This window comes from Actinomyces johnsonii, assembly GCF_006546835.1.
Taxonomy (GTDB): Bacteria; Actinomycetota; Actinomycetes; order Actinomycetales; family Actinomycetaceae; genus Actinomyces; species Actinomyces johnsonii.
Map to the genome: position 1 here is coordinate 48,655 of NZ_VICB01000013.1, position 20,439 is coordinate 69,093.

At 62.2% G+C, this 20,439-nt stretch carries 18 protein-coding genes and 1 tRNA gene; 8 read left to right on the forward strand and 11 right to left on the reverse strand.

From position 1 onward, the window contains the following. Positions 1-135: 135 nt before the first annotated feature. On the forward strand, positions 136-627 hold the full coding sequence (gene def, locus FK256_RS08495) for a peptide deformylase (protein WP_034474546.1): 492 nt from the start codon (positions 136-138) through the stop codon (positions 625-627). A gap of 111 nt (positions 628-738) precedes the next feature. On the opposite strand, the gene FK256_RS08500 is transcribed toward def, so the two are convergent. The 4 genes from FK256_RS08500 to FK256_RS08515 all read right to left on the reverse strand — a co-directional run bounded on the left by FK256_RS08500 (position 739) and on the right by FK256_RS08515 (position 4,382). After that, positions 739-1,239, reverse strand: a complete 501-nt coding sequence (locus tag FK256_RS08500) for a DUF3145 domain-containing protein (RefSeq protein ID WP_009233157.1) — start codon at positions 1,237-1,239, stop codon at positions 739-741. Positions 1,240-1,374: 135 nt separating this feature from the next. Continuing rightward, positions 1,375-2,658: a beta-ketoacyl-[acyl-carrier-protein] synthase family protein gene (locus FK256_RS08505; RefSeq protein WP_141424458.1), complete on the reverse strand. Its 1,284-nt coding sequence runs from the start codon at positions 2,656-2,658 to the stop codon at positions 1,375-1,377. 6 nt (positions 2,659-2,664) lie between these two features. After that, positions 2,665-2,916 (reverse strand): acyl carrier protein, encoded by a 252-nt coding sequence (locus FK256_RS08510; RefSeq protein WP_009233155.1) that lies wholly within the window; start codon positions 2,914-2,916, stop codon positions 2,665-2,667. 251 nt (positions 2,917-3,167) lie between these two features. After that, a complete protein-coding gene (locus tag FK256_RS08515; protein WP_211343551.1) occupies positions 3,168-4,382 on the reverse strand; it encodes a PucR family transcriptional regulator in 1,215 nt (404 codons plus the stop codon). Between the two features lie 264 nt (positions 4,383-4,646). On the opposite strand from FK256_RS08515, the gene aspA reads away from it, so the two are divergent. Further along, positions 4,647-6,125 (forward strand): aspartate ammonia-lyase, encoded by a 1,479-nt coding sequence (gene aspA / locus FK256_RS08520; protein WP_141424460.1) that lies wholly within the window; start codon positions 4,647-4,649, stop codon positions 6,123-6,125. A gap of 92 nt (positions 6,126-6,217) precedes the next feature. On the opposite strand, the gene FK256_RS08525 is transcribed toward aspA, so the two are convergent. Both FK256_RS08525 and aceE read right to left on the reverse strand, forming a co-directional pair. Continuing rightward, on the reverse strand, positions 6,218-6,865 hold the full coding sequence (locus FK256_RS08525; RefSeq protein ID WP_141424461.1) for a DUF3060 domain-containing protein: 648 nt from the start codon (positions 6,863-6,865) through the stop codon (positions 6,218-6,220). 109 nt (positions 6,866-6,974) lie between these two features. Then, positions 6,975-9,728, reverse strand: a complete 2,754-nt coding sequence (gene aceE / locus FK256_RS08530) for a pyruvate dehydrogenase (acetyl-transferring), homodimeric type (RefSeq protein ID WP_141424462.1) — start codon at positions 9,726-9,728, stop codon at positions 6,975-6,977. 390 nt (positions 9,729-10,118) lie between these two features. Between aceE and FK256_RS08535 the strand changes: the two genes are divergently transcribed. The 3 genes from FK256_RS08535 to FK256_RS08545 all read left to right on the forward strand — a co-directional run bounded on the left by FK256_RS08535 (position 10,119) and on the right by FK256_RS08545 (position 11,028). Further along, the gene (locus FK256_RS08535; RefSeq protein ID WP_009233150.1) at positions 10,119-10,523 is read left to right on the forward strand and encodes a DUF3052 family protein; all 405 of its coding nucleotides are present in this window, start codon (positions 10,119-10,121) and stop codon (positions 10,521-10,523) included. A gap of 167 nt (positions 10,524-10,690) precedes the next feature. Next, positions 10,691-10,766 (forward strand) — tRNA-Val (locus FK256_RS08540). Positions 10,767-10,827: 61 nt separating this feature from the next. After that, a complete protein-coding gene (locus tag FK256_RS08545; protein WP_141424463.1) occupies positions 10,828-11,028 on the forward strand; it encodes a YdeI/OmpD-associated family protein in 201 nt (66 codons plus the stop codon). Positions 11,029-11,104: 76 nt separating this feature from the next. Here FK256_RS08545 and FK256_RS08550 read toward each other — a convergent pair whose 3' ends face one another. Together FK256_RS08550 and FK256_RS08555 are read right to left on the reverse strand one after the other, a co-directional pair. Next, positions 11,105-11,926, reverse strand: a complete 822-nt coding sequence (locus tag FK256_RS08550; protein ID WP_244936294.1) for a DUF1266 domain-containing protein — start codon at positions 11,924-11,926, stop codon at positions 11,105-11,107. A gap of 343 nt (positions 11,927-12,269) precedes the next feature. Next, positions 12,270-13,457 carry an aminotransferase class I/II-fold pyridoxal phosphate-dependent enzyme gene (locus tag FK256_RS08555; protein WP_141424465.1) on the reverse strand — a complete coding sequence of 396 codons (1,188 nt, stop codon included), beginning with the start codon at positions 13,455-13,457 and terminating at the stop codon, positions 12,270-12,272. Positions 13,458-13,669: 212 nt separating this feature from the next. Here FK256_RS08555 and FK256_RS08560 point away from each other — a divergent pair, with 212 nt between their 5' ends. The 3 genes from FK256_RS08560 to FK256_RS08570 all read left to right on the forward strand — a co-directional run bounded on the left by FK256_RS08560 (position 13,670) and on the right by FK256_RS08570 (position 15,147). Then, positions 13,670-13,882: a hypothetical protein gene (locus tag FK256_RS08560; RefSeq protein WP_141424466.1), complete on the forward strand. Its 213-nt coding sequence runs from the start codon at positions 13,670-13,672 to the stop codon at positions 13,880-13,882. 275 nt (positions 13,883-14,157) lie between these two features. Next, complete coding sequence (locus FK256_RS08565; RefSeq protein WP_483396354.1) at positions 14,158-14,547, forward strand: hypothetical protein; 390 nt, start codon at positions 14,158-14,160, stop codon at positions 14,545-14,547. A 150-nt stretch (positions 14,548-14,697) separates the two neighbouring features. Beyond that, the gene (locus FK256_RS08570; RefSeq protein ID WP_211343552.1) at positions 14,698-15,147 is read left to right on the forward strand and encodes a helix-turn-helix domain-containing protein; all 450 of its coding nucleotides are present in this window, start codon (positions 14,698-14,700) and stop codon (positions 15,145-15,147) included. A 376-nt stretch (positions 15,148-15,523) separates the two neighbouring features. On the opposite strand, the gene FK256_RS08575 is transcribed toward FK256_RS08570, so the two are convergent. The 3 genes from FK256_RS08575 to FK256_RS08590 all read right to left on the reverse strand — a co-directional run bounded on the left by FK256_RS08575 (position 15,524) and on the right by FK256_RS08590 (position 20,421). Then, positions 15,524-16,045 (reverse strand): hypothetical protein, encoded by a 522-nt coding sequence (locus tag FK256_RS08575; protein WP_141424468.1) that lies wholly within the window; start codon positions 16,043-16,045, stop codon positions 15,524-15,526. 313 nt (positions 16,046-16,358) lie between these two features. Continuing rightward, positions 16,359-16,958 (reverse strand): HepT-like ribonuclease domain-containing protein, encoded by a 600-nt coding sequence (locus FK256_RS08580; RefSeq protein ID WP_141424469.1) that lies wholly within the window; start codon positions 16,956-16,958, stop codon positions 16,359-16,361. A 1,057-nt stretch (positions 16,959-18,015) separates the two neighbouring features. Beyond that, the gene (locus FK256_RS08590; protein WP_141424471.1) at positions 18,016-20,421 is read right to left on the reverse strand and encodes an AAA family ATPase; all 2,406 of its coding nucleotides are present in this window, start codon (positions 20,419-20,421) and stop codon (positions 18,016-18,018) included. Positions 20,422-20,439: the final 18 nt, after the last annotated feature.

Below are 20,439 nucleotides of genomic sequence, written 5' to 3' on the forward strand. Positions count from 1 at the left end.
AGGGTCCCACCTATGAGGTGGGGCCCTCATTTGTGTCTGCGCGGGTTAGGGTTATCGGGGTTTATCGGCGTGAACGAGCTGCGACGCGACGGGACGAACATGACCTCTCCGCTTCGGTCGTGGGAGGATGCCGCCATGGCATACCGCGACATCCGTATCATCGGCGACCCGGTCCTGCGCACCGAGTGCGACTGGATCACTGACATCGACGACTCCGTCAGGGCCCTGGTCGAGGACCTGCTCGAGACGGTCGACGAGGACGGCCGGGCGGGCCTAGCGGCTAACCAGATCGGGGTCGGTCTGCGCGCTTTCTCCTGGAACATCGATGGCGAGATCGGTTATATCCTCAACCCCAAGATCGTCGAACTCTCCAAGGACGAATACCAGGACGGGGATGAGGGCTGTCTGTCGGTTCCGGGCCTGTGGTTCCCCACTGAGCGCGCCTGGTACGCCAGGGCGCAGGGCACTGATTTGGACGGCAAGGAGGTCGTCATTGAGGGGGAGGAGCTCATGGCCCGTTGCATCCAGCACGAGTGCGACCACCTGGAGGGACACCTCTACCTGGATCGCCTCGACAGAAAGAATCGGGCCAAGGCGATGAAGGAACTGCGCGCGCAGGGCCTGTAGCACCGGTCAGGACATGAGACGGGTGGGGCGACAGACCATGAAGCTCATGAGTCTGTCGTCCCACCCGGCGTTACCAGAAGGCGATCGTGAGGAGGTGCGGTTCCGCGCCTCCTAGCCGACGCGGTGCAGCCAGCGCACGGGCGCACCGGCCCCCGCGTAGCGGAAGGGCTCGAGCTCGTCGTCCCACGCCTGTCCCAGTGCCAGGTCCAGCTCACGACGCATTCTCTCGGGATCAGCGGCATAGACGAGTGCAGCGCGGATCCTGTCCTCGGGGACGACGACGTTGCCGTGAACGTCCGTCTGGGCGTGGAAGATCCCCAGGTCGGGGGTGTGGGACCAACGGCCGCCGTCGGTGCCCACGCTCGCCTCCTCGGTCACCTCATAGCGCAGGTTCGCCCAGCCGCGCAGGGCGGAGGCGAGGCTGGCACCCGTTCCGGCGGGCCCCACCCAGCTAGTCTCGGCCCGCATCAAGCCCCGAGCCGCAGGCTGCTCGGTCCAGTCCAGGTGGACGCGCGAACCGAGCACCTCGGCCGCCGCCCACTCGATGTGGGGGCAGAGCGCCCGAGGTGCGGAATGCACGAAAAGTACACCGCGGGTGTAGGCACCGATCATGAGTATCGCCTCCTGGTTGGTTTCGAGATTCGCCTTCCCCAACGGTCTCGACCCGCAACCGGGCTCATGTCATGACGTACGCGGCATGCACGGATATTGTGCACGACAGCGGTGGGCCTGGTCCAGCCGGGTAGGTCACAGCCGATGGCGCTCGGCGGTGGTCGCCCGGTCCCGGGCGAAGACAAGGGCGACGTTGTGCCCACCGAAACCGAAGGAGGTGCTTGCCGCCGCCTCCAGCTCGGGAAGGTCCCGACCCTGCGGCCCCACGACGTCCAGCCCGAGGCCGGCCAGTTCCGGATCCACGCCGGCGGGCAGGAGCGTTGGCGGAGCCCATCGCTCACGCAGCGCCATGACGGTCAGGATCGCCTCGAGTCCCCCGGCACCGCCCAGAAGATGTCCGGTGGAGGACTTCGTCGCGCTGACGGACGCCTCCGGAACGGCCCTGGCCAGAACACCGGCTTCGACGACGTCGCCTGCCGGGGTTGATGTCGCATGGGCGTTGACGTGCCCGATCGCGCCGGCATCGAGGCCCGCGCGCTCCAGTGCCAGCAGTAGGGCCCGCTCCTGCTCGGCACCCGACGGCTCGGGGCGGGCCACGTCGTGGGCGTCGGCGGTGATCCCCGAGCCCGCGAGCACGGCCAGGACCCGTGCACGACGGGCCATAGCGTGCTCGGCGCGCTCCAGGACCAGGATCCCGGCGCCCTCGCCGAGGACGAATCCGTCACGGTCGGGGGCGAAGGGCCGTGAAGCGGTTGCCGGGTCGTCGTTGCGTGTCGACAGCGCCCTCATGGCGCCGAAGGCCGCCACCGTCATCGGGTGGAGGGCGGCGTCCGTGCCACCGGCCACGACGACGTCCGCCCGGCCCAGCGCGATGAGATCTGCACCGTAGGCGATGGCCTCGGCGCCTGAGGCGCAGGCGGACACCGGGGCGTGAATGCCCGCGTGCGCTCCCAGCTCGATCCCGACGGCGGCTGCCGGAGCATTGGGCATAAGCGCGGGGACCGCCGTCGGCAGGACTCGCCGGGGGCCTTTGACGCGCAGAGCGTCCCACGCCTCCATGACCGACAGGACCGGCCCCATGCCCGGGGACACGGACACTGCGAGGCGCTGCGGGGCAACCTGTGGAGGACCCGCCTGCTCCCAGGCCTGGCGGGCGGCCAACAGCGCGCACTGGCTGGCGCGGTCGAGACGGCGCATCTGGCGGGGCGAGAGCATCTCGGCCGGGTCGATGGCCAGGGGCGCGCCGATCCGCACGGGCAGCTCGTAGTCATTCACCCAGCTGGGCTCCAGGGCGCGTATCGCGCAGGTACCCGCATGCAGAGCGGCCCAGGTCGAGGCGGCGTCCCCGCCCAGCGGGTTGATGGTTCCTAGACCGGTGACGACGACGTCGCCGGAACGGCAGACGGCTGCCGGAGCCATCGGGTGTCAGGCCCTCTTGGCGGTGACGAGGTCCACCAGCGCTCCGACTGTGGGCAGCGTCGGGATGAGGGAGTCGTCGAGGGCCACTCCGAAGCGCTCCTCGACCTGAGTGGCAATTGTCAGCAGCCCCAGAGAATCGACGTCGAGATCCTGGGCGAAGGTGGTGGATCGGGTGATGTCCTCGGCATCGACGCCGGACTCCTCGCTGACGATCTGCGTGATGACGGCCAGGACGTCGTCGTTGCTCTGCTCGGCCATGATGGCTCCTTCTACCGCCGCGACGGAGCAGACGGGGATCCGTGCGGTGCTGTGGTTGGACGATGGGGTAGTTCTGCCGGCGGCGACGCCGCGGGTAAGTCCATTGTCCCAGACGTCGGAGATCTTTCCGGAATCGGTATCCCACCGAGATACAGCGACCGGCCCAGTCCGAATGAAAAGGACGGGCCGGTCAAGAGCGGGGAACGGGGGTAAAGAGCTCTTCGCACCCCGAGGGAACCTGCGTCGGTGGGTCAGGCATCCCGCCCGACGGCCAGGCGGCCCACGATGATCGCCATGTGCAGCATGAGTCCGTCGCGTGCGTTCGTCGCGTCCCAGCCGACCTGCTCGCTGACCCGGCCCAACCGGTAGCGCACCGTATTGGCGTGGACGAACAGGTTGCGGGCCGTGGCCTCCAAACTTCCGCCCAGGGCCAGATATGTGGCCACGGTGCTCTCGAAGGGGTCGCCCATTTCGTGGAGGGGGGCGTGCACCAGGCTGAGTATCTGCTCTCCGGCGAGCTCGTCGCCCGCCAGAAGGCGCTCAGGGAGCAGGTCATCGGCGTGGACGGGATTGGGGGCCTCGGCCCATCCCGGCAGAGCGCGCAGCCCGGCAAGGGCGGAGCGCAGCGAACGGCCCGCGTGCGAGATCCCAGAGACCACGGGACCGACGACCGCGGAGCCCCCCAGCCCACCGGCTACCTGCATCGCCGCCTGGTCCACAAGGCGCTCGGCGGTCTCGGCCCGGGAGCCATGAGACGAGGAGGATCGCTTGGATGATGGATCGAGGGTGTCCGGACTGCCTCCCAGGACGATGAGGACGGAGTCGCCGCGTACAGACACCAGGCAGTCGCTGGCGAGGTTGCGGCACTCATGACGCAGCCGGGAGATCCCGAGCGCGTCCAGAGTCGTCTTGGCGGCGATGGTCACCACTGGTCCGGTGCCGTTCCAACCGGCCGTGCCGGCCCGGGTGGCAGCGTCATCGGGGTCGTCGTGAAGCATCGCGTCGACCGCCACGGATTCCAGTCTGGCGTCCCAGGCGCCCCGGGCCTCGGCTGCTCGGGCATACACCTCGGCGGCGGCGAAGCCGACGTCGCGCCCAAAGGTCAGGACCAGAATGCGGACCGTGTCATGGTCCTCCTTGGGGACGGCGCGAGGAGCCTCGTCAACGACGACGTCGAGGACCGTTCGCACCAGCGCCAAGGTCTGCTCCAGCGTGATGACCCCGGTCAGGGCGGCGGGCGCCACGGAGAAGATTTGGGAGGGGACCAGCGGAGTCGACGGGTTCTCCGCCGAGTCAACAAACATCGTCACGCCCAGGCGGGCCACCGCCGCGATCTGGTCGCGCGAACCTTCCGGCAGAGTTCGGTAGAAATCGTGGGCCGAACTGATGCGGTCCAGTGAGTGTTCAATAATTGTGTCCTGCGCCTGTCGCAGTGCAGACACTCCCGGAGCGCTCAACTCATCCATGCTGTGGATGTTACCGACTGGAATATCGTTATGACAGTAGGTTCTCGATTGGCGCGGCGTGTGATCCGACACGAGTTTGTGTTGAAAAACCGGGGATAAGTGAGGGTGGCGCGTCGTTCGACCGGAGCGGATTACACAGGTTACAATAGCGTAACCATTGTGGAACCCGCGGTGAGTGAATCTGCAATGATCTGCGCATGCGTACTGTGCGTTGGTACGGATGTGTGCATGCATGCACTCAACTAGACAACTCGGAGGCTCAAGATGATGCAGGCAACCCGCACAGAGGAGGATCTTCTTGGTGCACGGGAAGTGCCATTGGACGCCTATTGGGGAATCCATACGCTGCGGGCGATGGAGAACTTTCAAATCTCGGGATCGGCAGTTGGCGATGAGGAGGCTTTTGTTCGCGGCATGGTGCAGGTCAAGAAGGCCTCAGCGTTAGCGAACAGTGATCTTGGGGCGATCGACCCGGAAGTCGCGGGAGCGATCGTGTGGGCCTGCGATCAGGTGCTGGTTGCCGAGCGCTGCCTGGACCAGTTTCCGGTCGACCAGTTTCAGGGGGGCGCCGGCACCAGTGTCAACATGAATACCAATGAGGTAATTGCAAACCTCGCACTAGAGTACCTGGGATATGCCAAAGGCCGTTACGACGTCGTCAACCCCAACGATCATGTCAACAAGTCCCAGTCGACGAATGATGCCTATCCGACCGGATTCCGCTTAGGGCTGTTCACGCTCGTCGACTCCCTTACTGATGAGCTCGAGCGCCTCATCGCCGCTATGCGTGCCAAGGGGACGGAGTTCGTCAACGTTCTGAAGATGGGGCGCACCCAGCTCCAAGACGCCGTCCCGATGAGCCTGGGACAGGAGTTCGAGGCCTTCGCCGTTCTGCTTGAGGAGGAGATCGGTAGGCTTCGGAACAACGCCGCCCTCCTGCTGGAGGTCAACCTCGGTGCCACGGCGATCGGCACGGGACTCAACACCCCGCCCGACTATCAGAGCACCGTCGTCGGGCATCTGCGCGAGGTGACTGGGCTGGACGTTCGGGGGGCGCAGGACCTGCTGGAGGCCACGAGCGACACCGGCGCCTATGTTTCCATGCATGCGGCGATCAAGCGTCTGGCGGTCAAGCTTTCCAAGATCTGCAATGACCTACGACTGCTGTCCTCCGGACCTCGTGCGGGGCTGGGGGAGATCAGACTGCCCGAGCGTCAGGCCGGTTCGTCCATCATGCCCGCCAAGGTCAATCCGGTGATACCTGAGGTGGTCAACCAGGTCTGCTTCAAGGTCATCGGCAATGACGTTGCGCTGACCTTCGCCGCAGAGGCGGGTCAGCTCCAGCTCAATGTCATGGAGCCGGTGATCGCTCAGACTATTTTCGAGTCGATCAATCTTCTCTCTCGTGGGATGTCGACCTTGCGCGAGCTGTGCATCGTGGGGATCGAGGCCAACGAGGAGGTCTGCCGGCGTAACGTTCTGGACTCGATTGGAATCGTCACATACCTCAACCCGGTAATAGGGCATCACAATGGTGACCTGGTGGGGCGTGAGTGCGCCCGTTCAGGGCGCAGCGTGCGAGAGGTGGTTCTGGAGATGGGACTGCTCGAGGAGTCCGTTCTCGATGAGATTCTCAGTCCGGAGAACCTCCTGCGTCCCCACTTCCGTGACTTGAAGGTGTACTCCGGCTCCGACCCGTCGACTCCTCCGGTGGTACCGACGGCGCCCGATTCCGCGGGCTGAAGTGCCTCGACCTCCGATATCGGCGGACGGCACGTAGTCCGCTGTGCTGTTTCGCTGATATCGGAGGTCGTTCTAGCTCTTTGGGGAACGTATCAGGAGAAGACGCGGCAGGAGCGGATGACCGGAGCGTGGGCGTCCTTTCCGATCACATTGAGGCCTTGCGGGTCGACCTTCGACTGCGGCGGCCCGGAGCTCCAGAAGACGTAGTTGAGATTGTCGCCATCGCTTGATCCGAATGTGACTTTCTTGGAGGAGCCGATCCAGACCGTGTTGTCGAACCCGCGAACGGTGAGTGACTCAATCTCGCCTTCGATGATGACCACCAAGTTTGTTGCGGTGATTGTTACGTCTCGTGCTCCGGCCGAGACCTTGACCACCCGATCGGCGGAGAGATCGTCTCCGGTGACATCGACCTGGTCGGAGGCGGGAACCACCTTGGTGACCTGAGCCTCCGCTTGAGCGCGGTTGTCCTCCTCGTCGTTGTCGGTTAAATCGTCGTCGTAGTCGCGTACCTCGGAGGATGTGCAGTTCCCGTACTCCAGCGGGTCGAGGGGCTTGGTGGCGTCCTCATCATCCTTGTCTTCCTCATCGCCCTCGTCGGACGAGGTGGGGCCATGGGCCTTGGCTGATGCGGTCGACGTCGTGCCGATGGAGATCGGTTGTCCGGCCGAGCAGCCGGACAGAGCGAGCAGGCCCGAGACTAGGATGCAGGCCGGGTACAGGAGCGGGGATCGGGGCACCGGAAGACCTCTTGAGACGAATGCGGCGGTGCCGGTGAAACGAGGCGGAACTCGTTTCACCGGCACCCTCTTGGACAACGGGTCCAATTATAGCCGCAATGGGGAGCCCTCAGGACTCTCCGCCCTGGGAACCGGAGGAACCTGCGTTGACATTGGTTAGGTCGTAGCGGGCCACGGCCTGCGCCAGGACGGAGCGGTCCAGACGGCCCTGCTCCACCAGTGCCTGGAGCGCGCGGACAACCACAGACTGGGCATCGATGAGATAGTGGCGTCTGGCGGCGGCGCGTGTGTCGGAGAAACCGAAGCCGTCGGCGCCCAGGGTGTAGTAGTCGCCGGGAACCCAGGCGCGGATCTGGTCGGGAACCAGGTGGTCGTAGTCGCTGGTGGCGACGAAGGGGCCGTTGGCCCCGGAGAGCTTGCGCGTCAGGTAGGGAATCTGCCGCTCAGCGTGAGGAGCCAGGAAGTTGGCTTTCTCGACTTCCAGTGCCTGGCGCCGCAGCTCGTTCCAGCTGGTGACGGACCAGGTAGTGGCGCGCACCCCCCAGTCCTCGACCAGGATGCGGCGAGCCTCCTCGATCCAGGGCATCCCGACGCCGGAGGCCAGCAGCTGGACCTCGGGGCCCTGGCCGTCGGGGGCGGAGCTGATGCGGTGGATGCCCCGCAGGATGCCCTCGACATCGACGTCGTCGGGTTCGGCGGGCTGGTGGATCGGCTCGTTGTAGACGGTCAGGTAGTACATGACGTCCCGGTTGCGTCCAGAGTCGGGTCCGTACCAGCGCTCGAGCGCGTCGCGCACGATGTGCCGGATCTCGTAGGCGTAGGCGGGGTCGTAGCTGACGACGGCGTCGTTGGTGGCCGCGATCATGGGGGAGTGGCCGTCCATGTGCTGGGTGCCCTCGCCGGTCAGAGTGGTGCGCCCGGCGGTGGCCCCGATGATGAAGCCGCGGGCCAGCTGGTCGCCGGCCGCCCAGAACTGGTCGCCAGTGCGCTGGAAGCCGAACATCGAGTAGAAGATGTAGACCGGGATCATCGGCTCGCCGTGGGTGGCGTAGCTCGTGCCGGCGACCTGGAACAGGGAGACCGAGCCGGCTTCGTTGATGCCGGTGTGCATGAGCTGACCGGAGGTGGACTCCCGGTAGGACAGCATCATGTCGGCGTCGACCGGCGTGTAGTTCTGGCCTTGGGTGTTGAAGATCTTCTTGGTGGGGAACAGCGACTCCAAGCCGAAGGTGCGCGACTCATCGGGGACGATCGGCACGATGCGCCGGCCGATGCCCTTGTCCTTGATGAGCTCCTTGAGCAGACGCACGAAGGCCATCGTGGAGGCGACCTTCTGCTTGCCCGAGCCGCCCTTGAGGATGTCGTAGGTCTTGTCGCCGGGCAGCTCGAGCTGGACGCCGGCATCGCGGCGCTCGGGGACGAACCCGCCGAGCTGACGGCGGCGGTCCAGCATGTAGAGCAGGGAGGGGTCGTCGTCGGCCGGCCGGTAGTAGGGCGGCATCTTCGGGTTGGCCTCAAGCTGCTCGTCGGTGATCGGGATGTGGAGGCGGTCGCGCAGGGCCTTGAGGTCCTCTAGCGTCAGCTTCTTCATCTGGTGGGTGGCGTTGCGGCCGGCGAAGTGCCCGCCCAGCAGGTAGCCCTTGACGGTGTGGGCCAGGATGACGGTGGGCTGGCCCTTGTGCTCCATGGCCGCCTTGTATGCGGCGTACATCTTGCGGTAGTCGTTGCCGCCGCGCTGCAGGGCCCAGATCTCGTCATCGGTCCAGTCCTTGACGAGCTCGGCGGTGCGCGGGTCGCGACCGAAGAAGTGCTCGCGGATGTAGGCGCCGTCGTTGGCCTTGAAGGTCTGGTAGTCGCCGTCGAGCGTCTCCATCATGAGGTGCTCGAGGGCGTGGTCCTTGTCTGCGGCGAGGAGCTGGTCCCAGCCACGGCCCCAGATCACCTTGATGACGTTCCAGCCGGCGCCCTTGAAGAAGGCCTCGAGCTCCTGGATGATCTTGCCGTTTCCGCGCACCGGTCCATCGAGGCGCTGCAGGTTGCAGTTGATGACGAAGGTGAGGTTGTCCAGCTGTTGGCTGGCCGCCAGCTGCAGCATGCCGCGGGACTCGGGCTCATCCATCTCGCCGTCGCCCAGGAAGGCCCAGGTGTGTTGCTGGGAGGTGTCCTTGATGCCCGCGCCCTGGATGTACTTGTCGAACCAGGCCTGGTAGATGGCCTCGGCGGGGCCCAGCCCCATGGAGACGGTGGGGTACTCCCAGAAGTCCTCCATGCGGCGGGGGTGCGGGTAGGAGGGCAGACCCCGGCCGCCGGCGGGGCGGGACTCCTCCTGGCGGAAGCCGTCCAGGTCGGCCTCCCCCAGGCGCCCCTCGATGAAGGCTCGGGCGTAGTTGCCGGGCGAGGCGTGGCCCTGGAAGAAGACGTGGTCGCCGCCGCCGGGGTGGTCCTTGCCGCGGAAGAAGTGGTTGAAGCCCACCTCATACAGGGTGGCGGTCGACGCGTAGGAGGAGATATGGCCGCCGACTCCGACGCCGGGGCGTTGCGCCCGGGTCACCATGACGGCGGCGTTCCAGCGCAGCCAGCGCCGATAGGTCCGCTCGGCGTTCTCGTCGCCGGGGAAGTATGGTTCGTTGGTGACGTCGATGGTGTTGATGTACGGCGTCGTCATCTGGGTGGGCACCGTGACGTTCTTCTGCCGGGCCTGGGCCAGCATGCTCAGCAGGATGTAGCGCGTCCGCTTGGCACCCTTGTCCGCGATGAGGGCTTCGAGGGACTCGAGCCACTCCTTGGTCTCCTCTGGGTCGTTGTCGGTCACCTTCGTCAGGAGGCCATCAATGAGCGGCGTGGAGTCGCTGGTGGGGCTCACGGAATCCTCTTTCCTCGCGTCTGTGCGGTTGGCCCGAGGCTCGCGTGCTCGCCATAGCGCCGCAAACGACGTACAGCTGGAGTCAGGCCGCTGTGGATGATGGCCCTAATCTACGACCTGCGGCGGCGCGAACGCTGCACCCAGCGGGAAGAAAGTCCTACGTCACGTATGGTGTGGGCCACATCTGAGGGTTGTGTGTCCAGGGTGATGGTTGTTGGGGAGCCGGTTGAACGCCGTGGCTGCGGCCGCGACGGCGTTCAAAGCGAAGTTCAAGGTAATCTGAACTGCGTGTTCACTTGCGCGGTCGGTACCGGGTGAGGTGGGCTATACCCATCGCCCAGCAGCGGGCGAACGAGAGACGGGCGCAGCCCAGAAGGACGGTGTAAAGAAGTGGCGAGTACAGCGGGTGGGGCTTTCGGCTTCGCCTCCGGTCTCATCATCCAGGAGTTCGGCTACGACGACGACGTCGACGAGACCTTGCGCCAGGCGGTTGAGGCCGAGACCGGAACCACTCTGGTGGACGAGGACTATGAGGACGTGGCCGACTCGGCCATCGTGTGGTGGCGGGATGACGACGGCGACGTCGACGACCTCACCGACCTCCTGGTGGACGCTCAGGCGAACCTCGACGGCGCCGGGCTCATCTGGGTGCTGACGCCCAAGGCGCGCACCACGGGTGCCGTCCAGACCGCAGAGGTGGAGGAGGCGGCCGCCACGGCGGGCATGCACGCGACCTCCGCCGCCTCAATGGGGCAGCACTGGAGCGGAATCAGGGTCTCCAGCCGAGGGCGCTGACACGATCTGAGACCGAGGCTCCTCCTCGGTTGCGCGGAAGAAGACCCGAGGCGATTGGTGGCTTGTATCGCGTAGCGGTAGAGTCGCCGCGCAGGGCGGTTTACGTCCCTATGAGCGTGTGCGGTCCTCTGGAGAGCGGCGGCCGCGTCCCCGGGACGTCTGCGCCTGGACCTGTAGCTCAGTTGGTAGAGCAACGCGTTTACACCGCGTCGGTCGTCGGTTCGAGTCCGGCCGGGTCCACCACAAGCTCCGTATACGAACCCTTGACCTGCTCCGCACAGCCAAGCAACTGGAGGGGAAGGTCATGAGCGACGATCGAGTGGCGATCCTGGAAGAGCTGGCCGAGGCTCTTTCGCAGCATGAGGTTGCCGAGAAGATATTCACCACCCTGCCTCCGTCGCACCAGAAGGAATATCTGCGCTGGATCGGCGAGGCGTGGCGTGCCGAGACCCGCCGACGCAGAGCTGCCAGAGCAGTGGAGATGATGATCGACAAGCACGGTTAGTAGGGCTTTTCGTTCTTATCGATTCGGTGCTACGGCGTGTTGTAGCCGACAAGAGAAGTCGCTGTTTCCGGGCGCCTCAGGTGTCCTTTGTGAAGCGTTGGTGTTGCTCGGGATCGGTACCGAAGTGCTGGGAACGGCGCTGTCCGCGGAGGATGACCTGATCGTCGATCCAGCGCTCCCACTGCGGAGCGCGCTCCCGTTCGTCCGCGTCCAGGGGAGCAGCAACACCGGCGTCGATGGAATCGTCCAGGATCATAAGGGACGACTGGGGAACTGGGATGTCCCAGGGGACCAGCCCCCATGGTCCCTCGGGTGCCAAGAGCACTTGCAAGCGGTGCAGGTCGTGCAGGTCGTTGTAGTGCGTGTCCTCGCCGTCTTCGGAGTACCAGCACCAGCGTCCCAGCCTGAACGACTCCCAGACCTGGCCCCAGTTCTGATAGTGCATGCGCAATGCCTGATCCAGCAGTGCCAGCGTGTCCCACGCCTCGGCCTCGGGCAACCAGTTCAGCGCAGCTCCGCACCGCGTCAGCATGGCGGCGCGGAGCATGTCCCAGGCCAGAAAGTCCACATTCTGAATGCCCCGGTCATTGTTCCGCATCCGTTCCAGGCGCCACAGTTTCTCGGTGATGTCCTGGACGGCGATGCCCGCCTCTTTCAGCTCTTGCAGCTCTTGGCGCTCGGCCTCCGCCAGGGAGACGTCGGCCCACTGGGCGCGTTCGACGCCGAATTTGTCGCGGTCGCCCAAGGTGATCAGCCAGAATATTTGGGCGAGGAGATCGATGCGGGAGTGAATGTCCCAGCCGCTGGCGAGCATGTTCCGCGTGTCGTCGAGATCGGAGCAGGACAGGTGGTCCCATGGGTCATGGTGGCATAGGGCATACGGTGCTGAGATCACCACGAGGCGTTCGTACACACCAGGCGTGAACGCGGACGGATTGGAGACTCTTACGGGACGGTGCTGGTCCGTGAGGTCGTTCCACGTGGACTCATCGCTCTTGTTCTGAAAGATTGAACGGAGGAGCAGGACAGCGCCGATGGCACCGAAGATGCCCAGTGCGATGACAAGAAGCAGAACTGGCGATCGCATGAACAGTATTATTTATCATAACTATAGGTAAATATCAAATGCTGCGGTACGAGGCGGTGATGACGGGGCGGCCGCGAGATCCCGTCAAGTCGATGACTCGCGCGGTGGCTGCGACTGCATGGCAGCCGCTGGCATCGCCACTGGCGCCGACGGCTCAAGCGCCGTTTGCCGCCAGATTGCGAATCAGTGTCTCCAGCCGTTGCATGCCGTCGTGCAGCTCGTCGCGGGATGCCGCGTAGGACAGCCGCACGTGGGTACGAGCCGTAGCCGTGGAGAAGTCCCGACCGGGGGTGAGGGCCACATGCGCCTCCTCCAGAGCGCGGTAGCAGAAGGTCTGGGCATCGAACCCGGTGGAGGATACGTCGAAATAGACGTAGAAGGCGCCGTCGGGCCGGACTGGGACGGGCAAGCCGATACGCTCCAGACCGGTGAGCACGATATCCCTGCGTGCGAGCAGCTCTTGACGGCGCTGCTCGCACACCGCAATGGACTCAGGGGAGAAGGCCGCCAGCGCCGCCTGCTGGATGGGGGTCGAGGCGCACAGGAAGTAGTTGACCGCCAGGTTCTCAGCGGGCGACACCAGCTCCTCGGGCAGAATCGCCCAGCCCAGGCGCCATCCCGTCATCCCGAAATACTTGGAGAAGGAGTTGATGACGATCGCGTCGGGGTCGGCTTCCAGGACGCTGTGAGCGGGCGTTCCGTCATCGTCGGGATCGGCCAGGCCCAGGTAGATCTCATCTACGATTCGCCAGGCGCTGCGCCCGCGGGCCAGCTCGCAGATCGATGCCAGCTCGTCGAAGGGGATCGAGGTGCCTGTCGGGTTGGACGGTGTCGCCAGCATCACCGCACTCGTCTGCGGGGTCCACACCGACTCGGCGGAGGCCCGGTCCATCTGGTAGCGGCTGGCGGGACTGGTGGGTGCCAGAACGATCCGGCCGCCGTAGGTCTCCACCAGCTGACGGTTGCAGGGGTAGGACGGATCTGCGATGACGACGTCGTCGCCGGGTTCCGTCGTAGCCGCTGCCACCAGCAGTAGCGCCGACGACGCCCCGGTGGTGACGACGATGCGTTCGGGGTCAACCCGTACGCCGTGCCGGTCGAGGTAGAAACCCGCGATGGCCTCACGCAATGCGAGCAGGCCCAGAGCGGGGGAGTAGGGCAACGGTCGGCCGTCCATCACGCGGCGCATCTCCTCGCGGACAGCAGGAGGAGCACCGAAGTCCGGCTCGCCCAAGCTGAGCTTGGCGATTGAATGGCCCTCGGCCTGCAGGATCCCGGCACGCTCGCCGATGCTCATGGCATGGAAGGGCTGGGCGGCCTTGGCCCGGGCGGCGATCTTCATGACGGCTCCTTGACGCAGGGGAGGACAGGGCCAGTGTCCACCTTCTCATGGCGGGAGGGCAAAGGCTCCGCAGGTCTGGGAGAGGGAAAGATCTCCTGATCCCGTGAACGGGATTCTCCCGGTTGATGGCTTGTCCTTCAGTGCCGTGTCGGACAGGCTCGTAGAGCAATCCTCGCGCCGAGGACGGAGTCCGATCAGCGCTCACCGATGCCATGATGCTTGTCTCTCCCTTTCACGCCGACTACGAGTTCCTGACCAGACCGTATCACGAGGAAACTCCTGAGCTGTGGGACACGGAGGGCGCTGGTCTGGCGGGACTGGACCAAGAGGGGGCGGCCACCCTCCTGGAGGAGTCCTTCGAGGTTGTGGACGCCGCCTCTGCGATCGAGCAGTGCGACTCGCTGGAGACTGAGGCCGGCTTATAACCGGATTCGAGCCTTGTGGCTGGGCACGTACCTGCCGTGTCGATGCTCGCCGGCTCCGCACGGCCGCGGGCTTCGACTGCTGCCGCGTCATCAACATCCTCACCTTGGCTCGCGCGGCGGGCCATATAAAGGTGCTTGAGAACGCGGACACGGATACGGGGACGTTTCTGCGTGCACGCGCTCTGGCGCACGAGGTCTTCTGGCTTCCTGTCGATGCAGCTGGAACCGGGGGCGTCTTCGAGGATCTGAGAAGTGCCCGTGTGCCTTTGTGAGATCTGCCGGCTCGCGGCGACGACGCTGCGGCGACGATGTTCTGGACCGACTCGAGTCTTGATCAGGAGCACTGGAGCGGCGTGCCGTTCTTGCGTACAAGTGAAGGGGCTCGGCTTACCGCCGTGATGACGGAGAATGCCTGCTTCCTGGTCTCCCGAAAGACGCTGCGCCGAGTCTTCACCCCGGTTCCCTGGGAGCAGGTGAGGTTCACGGTGTCGGTGATGCCGGGGGAGGACATCGTCTTCTACACCAACGGCAAGAAGCTTGGCACGCTCTTCCCCGACTGGGACGTTGTGGGGGTGATCAACCCCGACCTGCCGTTGCGCCTTGAGGCCTTCATGAATGGTCTGGGGCAGCGCGTGCGTGCCTTCAGCGCCGCCTACCGGCTATGAGCAAGGTGGGTGTGCCGTCGAGGTCAACAGATCAGCCTGGTTCGCCCAGGCTCCAGGCCCCTCACGCAACTTGCCTGAGACGGAACCAATAAAGGGAGGAACTCTGTGACGCGTCCACGAGTCAGTGGTGAGGGTTTGTGTAGTAACGCTGTGGTGCGCTTCAGCAAGCTCGACACAAATAACTGGAAGCCCCTACTCGCCTTCCGCAAGCGTCTCATCGCGGGTGAGGTGGCTCCGGAATCGAACACGCCCAGCGTAGCGCCTACTGGGCAGGCGAGCGAGACTACGATGGCCCGCGGCATCCGCAACGCGGCCTGCCGTCCGATCAGCACGGCGAAGAAGCAGCAGATCCTCGACCTGGCCCGCACGGGTATGTCTGTCAGCCAGATCGCTGCCCAGGTCGGCGTAGCAGAGACCACCGTCCGTGCTATCTGCCGCCAGGCCACGCAGCCGCCCCGCCGCAAGCGACGCTTCACCGCAGATGACCTCCAGCGTGCTCAGCAGCTCCACGCTCAAGGGCACACCTACATCGATATCGGCCTGGAGCTCGGCTTCGGGCGGGATACGGTGAGCAAGCATCTAATGGCTGCGCAGAAATAACTGGTGGCTGGGGGAGCGGTGTATGCCCTCTGCTCTTCTCGTAGATGGCGATGTAGATCGTCAAGCGCATAGCCCTCCACCACACTCCACCGTAGTCATACGTCTCAAGGAGCCAGTGGTAAGCCTGCGCAGCGATCCGGCCGATCTCGTCCTTTAGAGGCGGGTGCGTCCATGCCTATGTCGAGAGCGAGGCTGTCAAGCACATTGCCCAGCAGCTGAGCGTCAGTAAGGGTAAGGATACAGTGCAGACGAGTAATATAGGGCGGGAAATACGACACTATGAGGAGCTCTCAGGGTTGTAGTGATCGCCTATTTGTGCAGTACAGGGATTCATGCGAAACAAGCCTAGTTAACTGCTAATGTGTGCTCACATACCTCACGTCTCATCATACCCATACACAAACTCCCCTGTTGAAGGCGACAGGCAAAACACCTCGCTGTGCGGTCCAGGATGATAGCGAGCGATACAATGGCTATCTTTCCCTGTTGCCATGCGAAGGGTGCTGCGCAAGTCGGACGGCAGACTCTTTTTGCTATTCAGCAGTGCCGATGCCTCATCATTATCAAGTTCGCTATATGACTGCCAAGATGAGCAGCCACCTGAGCAATCGGCAAACGGCTGAGTAGCAAGCAATTTATGGCGTTTCTCGGCATCAGAAATATAGCCAACCACGCCGCCACTCGGGCCGTCGCGGCTGAACTTGGGTGAACCTTGGCTATACCGAATGTCGAGAACCTGAGTGTGCTCGTTAGACAAACGTTGCTTGAGTGCGCTAGTCGCGTCAACCGCAAAGAATGGTGATGTGAGAAGTACGTATGGAATACCATAAATAATGACGCCTGAGCCAATGAGGCCAGTGACAATAACAAAGATGACTCTTAGGATAAATCGTAACATATATTATATATTATACGCATTTTATAAAATTGATCCAATCAAACATTGAGTTGGTTTATTGCATAGCCGAACCTGTCCACAGGCTCGAATATAATCGACTCGTCCTCGCCTTTATCCTTGATAAGTCAAAACCGTCGGTTGGTTGGAACTTTGCTGGCTCTTCGTGTTTAAAGGTGTAGTGGCCGGGGCCTATTGAAGTGCATAGGTAGGGCGGGTGCGTCGTTGCTTGGGTAGGGGTCGAGGTCTCCCGATGATGGGAGCTGCTACATACTGGGATGCGTGTTGTGTGGCGAACATACAAACCAACAAGTCGCTAATCGAGGATCGCGCGCTCCAATTCAGCGGAAAGGCGACAGAACTCGATAGCCTGCAACTCACTCATCTCTACGTCTGCGTACTGATGAACAATCTGGTTGCGCATCTGATTGAGTCGCTCAGCGGCGCTCGCTTCCTCAGAACTAAGCAGGCCAGTTTTTTGCGCTTCTTTGATCATCCTGCCCATTGACTGCAGTCGCCGCCGATCTTCCGGTGACTGGGGCGCCTCTCGGTACGCTTTGTCCATGCGCCGACGAAGTACCGACTCAAATCGTGCTGCACTCGCCAGTGCGGCCGCTGCGGGATCTATGGCAGCAATCTCAGCGAAGCTCTTTGAAGGGGACTCCTCAAGAGGACCAGTTGGACTTGCACTGAATGCTGACGGCGATACGGCTTGGCGGACGCTGTCGAGTTCGAAATCGATCTTGCGGGTGGTCAGCTTGACGCCACTCAGCCCTGCTTCGATTTGCTCTACGTTCTTTGGGTCAAGCAGTTTTAGCAAGCGTCCTTTGAAGAGCCAAACGGCGACAAGGATCGCGATCGGCCAAGCAACGTGACTGACTAGGGCCACAGCCAGTTTGGCCCACTCAAGTTTCATGTCACTAACCCTAGTGGCGTCTCATCTCATGAGGGTCCAGACAGGGCAGCCCCGCGTGTCGTGTGACGTGTGGTGCGTACCTACTGGGCATGGACACTTCCGATCGTTCGTTGCGTCGCCGGCTCGTGCTGATTGAATCGTCCCGGGTTTGGTGGAGGCAGTGATGACACGGAAGGATCACTGTCGTGGGACTTAAGGAAGTGCCCCGATGAGCTGCGCGAGCGGGCCACGAGGATGGCGTTGGAGGCGCTGGCTGACCCGGCGTGGGCCAAGGGCGCGATCCGCAGGATCGGCGAGGAGCTGGGTGTCCACCCTGAGGCTCTACGGTCCTGGGTCAAGAAGGCCTCAGGCCGCCGTCGGTCTGAGGCCGGGAACCACCACTGACGAGGCACAGCGGATCAAGGAGCTTGAGAAAGAGATCCGAGAGCTGCGAAGAGCCAACGCGATCCTGAAGAGCGCGTCAGCTTGTCTATCGCGGCGGACTGTGAGCGCCCGTCCCGCTGATCTGCCAGTACATCGAGACCAAGAAGGAGGAGTTCGGGGCCTGGCCGATCTGCAAGGTGCTCACTGGCGCCGGAGTCAAGATCGCCCCGAGCACCTGACTCACGCCCGCGGTAGCCGGCCTCCTAGTGCCAGGGGCCTGCGCGACAAGGACCCTCAAGACCGAGATCAGACGAGTCCATGAGAACCAGCTACTCGGTGCTGGGGGCCCGCAAGATGCACGTGATGCGGGACCGACCCGAGATCGCCGAGCGTCACGGTGCCGGTCACGTGGCCCGCTGCACCGCCCGTGCGGCTCATGGGCGACCTGGGCCTGCGCGGCGTCCGCCGTGCCAAGTCCCCGCGCACCACGCGCAACGCAGCGCGAGTTACAGCGAGAGTGACCGTCACCCAGGAGCCTCCCAGTGACATGATGTCGCTAGTGGCGGTGATGGCAGTACATCCGGCAACCGGGCTCGAGCCGGGAGCGTGCTGAAACAGCCGGAGGAGCACGACGCTGCACGATTGGGCTGTTGACGGTTCAACACGTTCTGTGAGCGGCGTTGTGCTGGGCAGATTACTCGCTGGAGGGTGCAACTTTTGCTGCTTCGCCTTTCTCCGTCTCGTCACCATTGGCCTTGTCGTTATCTGATGCGGCGAGTGGCGATACATGAAGGGCCTCACACATTGCGCTGTAGTGATTCGGATCAAGTTCTTGAATCAGCGAAAAGATGCTCTCAATAATCTTTGGTGTTTCAAGTAGCTGAATGTGCTTGCTAGGGTCACACTGCTCGTTGTGCGAATACTCATGCAAGAATCTTACGAGATAGGTCCGCTCGGCACTACCTTGCGATTGATCGAGCATCTCCTTCATCTGTGCTTCGAAGTTGCCGATCTTTTGCGGGCATCGAAAACTCGAAAATCCTTCTAGCAACCTTCGGCACACGTTGGGCAAAATAGCTGCATCGTACTCCTTCATTATATTTGATGAGCACTTATGCCATTTTTGTAGTTCAGTGGCGGCACGCCAGAATAGGTAGTGATACTCCGAGCGCAGTAGCGCGTACTTCCATGGCTTATCCCAGCGAACCAGGTCTGGTGCACGTGTCGGGACGCCTGTCGAAGAAAAGCGGCTATTTACACGCAGCTCACTTACCGAGTAGCTAACTAAATTGCTCTCATCTTCAGACATTTTTTTCAAGCTCGCGAGACGATTCACCCAATGCCGGAAAAAGTCGAAATTGTGAGTGAGCACTATTAGTTGCCCCACGCCATTCTGCTTCTTGCCAATGCACTTATCCCAAATGTATGCAAACGCACCCGTCGCCGCACCATCGTCAACACTAGACACCGGATCGTCGAAGACGACGATACGCTCTCGAAGATTGGCGCCGTTCGATTCAATATCCCGTAGGAAGTAAAGTAGTGCGATAGATCGCTGCTCACCTTCGCTGAGATGAGCTGCTTTCTGTCCATTGCGCTGGATCAAGTATCCATTGTCGTCAGATAGCTCAAACGTGAGCTCATCCCGACCGAAGTAGCGGTGTAGGTCGGTTGTGAGGAGCTGAGCAAAATGAGCACGATCTTGCTGGCTGTTCTTTAGCCGCTGCAGCTCTGTCGAGTTGTCATCACGTTGTTGCTTAGCTGTCGCAAGGCTATCCTGTATATTCTGAATAGCGTCAAGTACTGTGGAGTATTCGGCGCGCACCTCCTCAATGTAGTACTGAACAACGTCGTTGCAGACCTGTTTCTTGAGTTGGTCGTAGTTGTCGATATCGTTGTTGTGTTCACGGATGATTGCGTTGAGAGCTTCAACATCTACGTTGCCAGACAGTGAACTGTCCGTGCTCGATTTTTCGAGCGTCAATGGCTGGAATAGCTCTCCCTGCTTACGGGCAAGCTGCTGACGAAGGAATACCAAGCGCTCCTTCACTGCTGCGATGAGGACACGAATGGCGTCAGTGTGGTCTAGCCAGCATTTCGTCCTAGCCTCGTCAAGAGATTTCGGCGGGTCCAATACTTTTTCAAACTGCTCGCATTGGTTCTCGCACCCGACGAGTTGAGTATCAAGCGTCTCGATTGCTTGCTGTACCTGCCTCAGTGACTTATCGAAATGCCGGTTCAGTCGGTCGATTCGCTGCTCGGTATAGACTCCTTCGCAGAAGAGGCACCGGTCCCCAGCGCGGTGCAGTTGCATGCCTTCCTGGACCCATGCAGCAGCCTGATGGTTGCTCTTGAGTGCGTCAATGGCTTCTGATGTCACTGTCTGTGCTAGAACTCTACTTACCTGAGCATCTATGTCTGCTAGTGGAATGCTTAGGTTTGACAGTTCAGTAATTCTGTCCGTAGTCGGTGAGGCGATGCGTTTGATTTGCTGATCGACGTCAAATTCTGACATATCTCGAGAAGGCGATTGCAACGCATCATCTAGCGCCTTTATGAACTTTGGGCGCTTGTATCTGCGTCCGTCATAACTGACATCGACGCCTTGTAACTTACCGGCTACTTTTGCGGCTCCCTTTGTTCCAATTTCATTGCACTTATCTCCAGCTGCTTCGAACTGCTTTTTAAGTTGAGGAATAGTTGAACTATTTGCTTCGTCGATCGCCTTCTCAAGCTCCTCACGAAGCTTCTGGTTGTCGATGTTCTCTTTACCAAGATAGAGCAGTGACTTGGGGTGTCTAGTGTCAAATCGGAGATTTTCTTCGACGTAGTTGGCGTTGAATATGCAGAGTCGTGTTGCGAGCGCTTCGTCTTGACTCCTGATATCTCGGGCGTGTTGGTTTTCATCCTTGACTGTCAGTATTGTGCCGTCACTCCAATCTCCCTTTGCAATTTCAGTCAGGAGTGCTGCAAGCGTCGATTTACCGCTGCCATTGCCGCCGTAAATGACGTTAAAGCGCGCGAAGTCGGTATTGCCGTGTTGGCGCCAGTTTCGAAAAATGCGGTAGTCCTTGATTTGCTTGATTCGAGTGATTTGCATCGACGTTTCCTTATTACT

What these genes read in the sequence shown, in the direction of transcription:
- def (WP_034474546.1), top strand. Translation starts at nt 136, where the DNA reads ATGGCATACCGCGACATCCGTATCATCGGCGACCCGGTCCTGCGCACC.
- FK256_RS08500 (WP_009233157.1), bottom strand. Translation starts at nt 1,239, where the DNA reads ATGATCGGTGCCTACACCCGCGGTGTACTTTTCGTGCATTCCGCACCT.
- FK256_RS08505 (WP_141424458.1), bottom strand. Translation starts at nt 2,658, where the DNA reads ATGGCTCCGGCAGCCGTCTGCCGTTCCGGCGACGTCGTCGTCACCGGT.
- FK256_RS08510 (WP_009233155.1), bottom strand. Translation starts at nt 2,916, where the DNA reads ATGGCCGAGCAGAGCAACGACGACGTCCTGGCCGTCATCACGCAGATC.
- FK256_RS08515 (WP_211343551.1), bottom strand. Translation starts at nt 4,382, where the DNA reads ATGGATGAGTTGAGCGCTCCGGGAGTGTCTGCACTGCGACAGGCGCAG.
- aspA (WP_141424460.1), top strand. Translation starts at nt 4,647, where the DNA reads ATGATGCAGGCAACCCGCACAGAGGAGGATCTTCTTGGTGCACGGGAA.
- FK256_RS08545 (WP_141424463.1), top strand. Translation starts at nt 10,828, where the DNA reads ATGAGCGACGATCGAGTGGCGATCCTGGAAGAGCTGGCCGAGGCTCTT.
- FK256_RS08555 (WP_141424465.1), bottom strand. Translation starts at nt 13,457, where the DNA reads ATGAAGATCGCCGCCCGGGCCAAGGCCGCCCAGCCCTTCCATGCCATG.
- FK256_RS08560 (WP_141424466.1), top strand. Translation starts at nt 13,670, where the DNA reads ATGATGCTTGTCTCTCCCTTTCACGCCGACTACGAGTTCCTGACCAGA.
- FK256_RS08575 (WP_141424468.1), bottom strand. Translation starts at nt 16,045, where the DNA reads ATGTTACGATTTATCCTAAGAGTCATCTTTGTTATTGTCACTGGCCTC.
- FK256_RS08580 (WP_141424469.1), bottom strand. Translation starts at nt 16,958, where the DNA reads ATGAAACTTGAGTGGGCCAAACTGGCTGTGGCCCTAGTCAGTCACGTT.
- FK256_RS08590 (WP_141424471.1), bottom strand. Translation starts at nt 20,421, where the DNA reads ATGCAAATCACTCGAATCAAGCAAATCAAGGACTACCGCATTTTTCGA.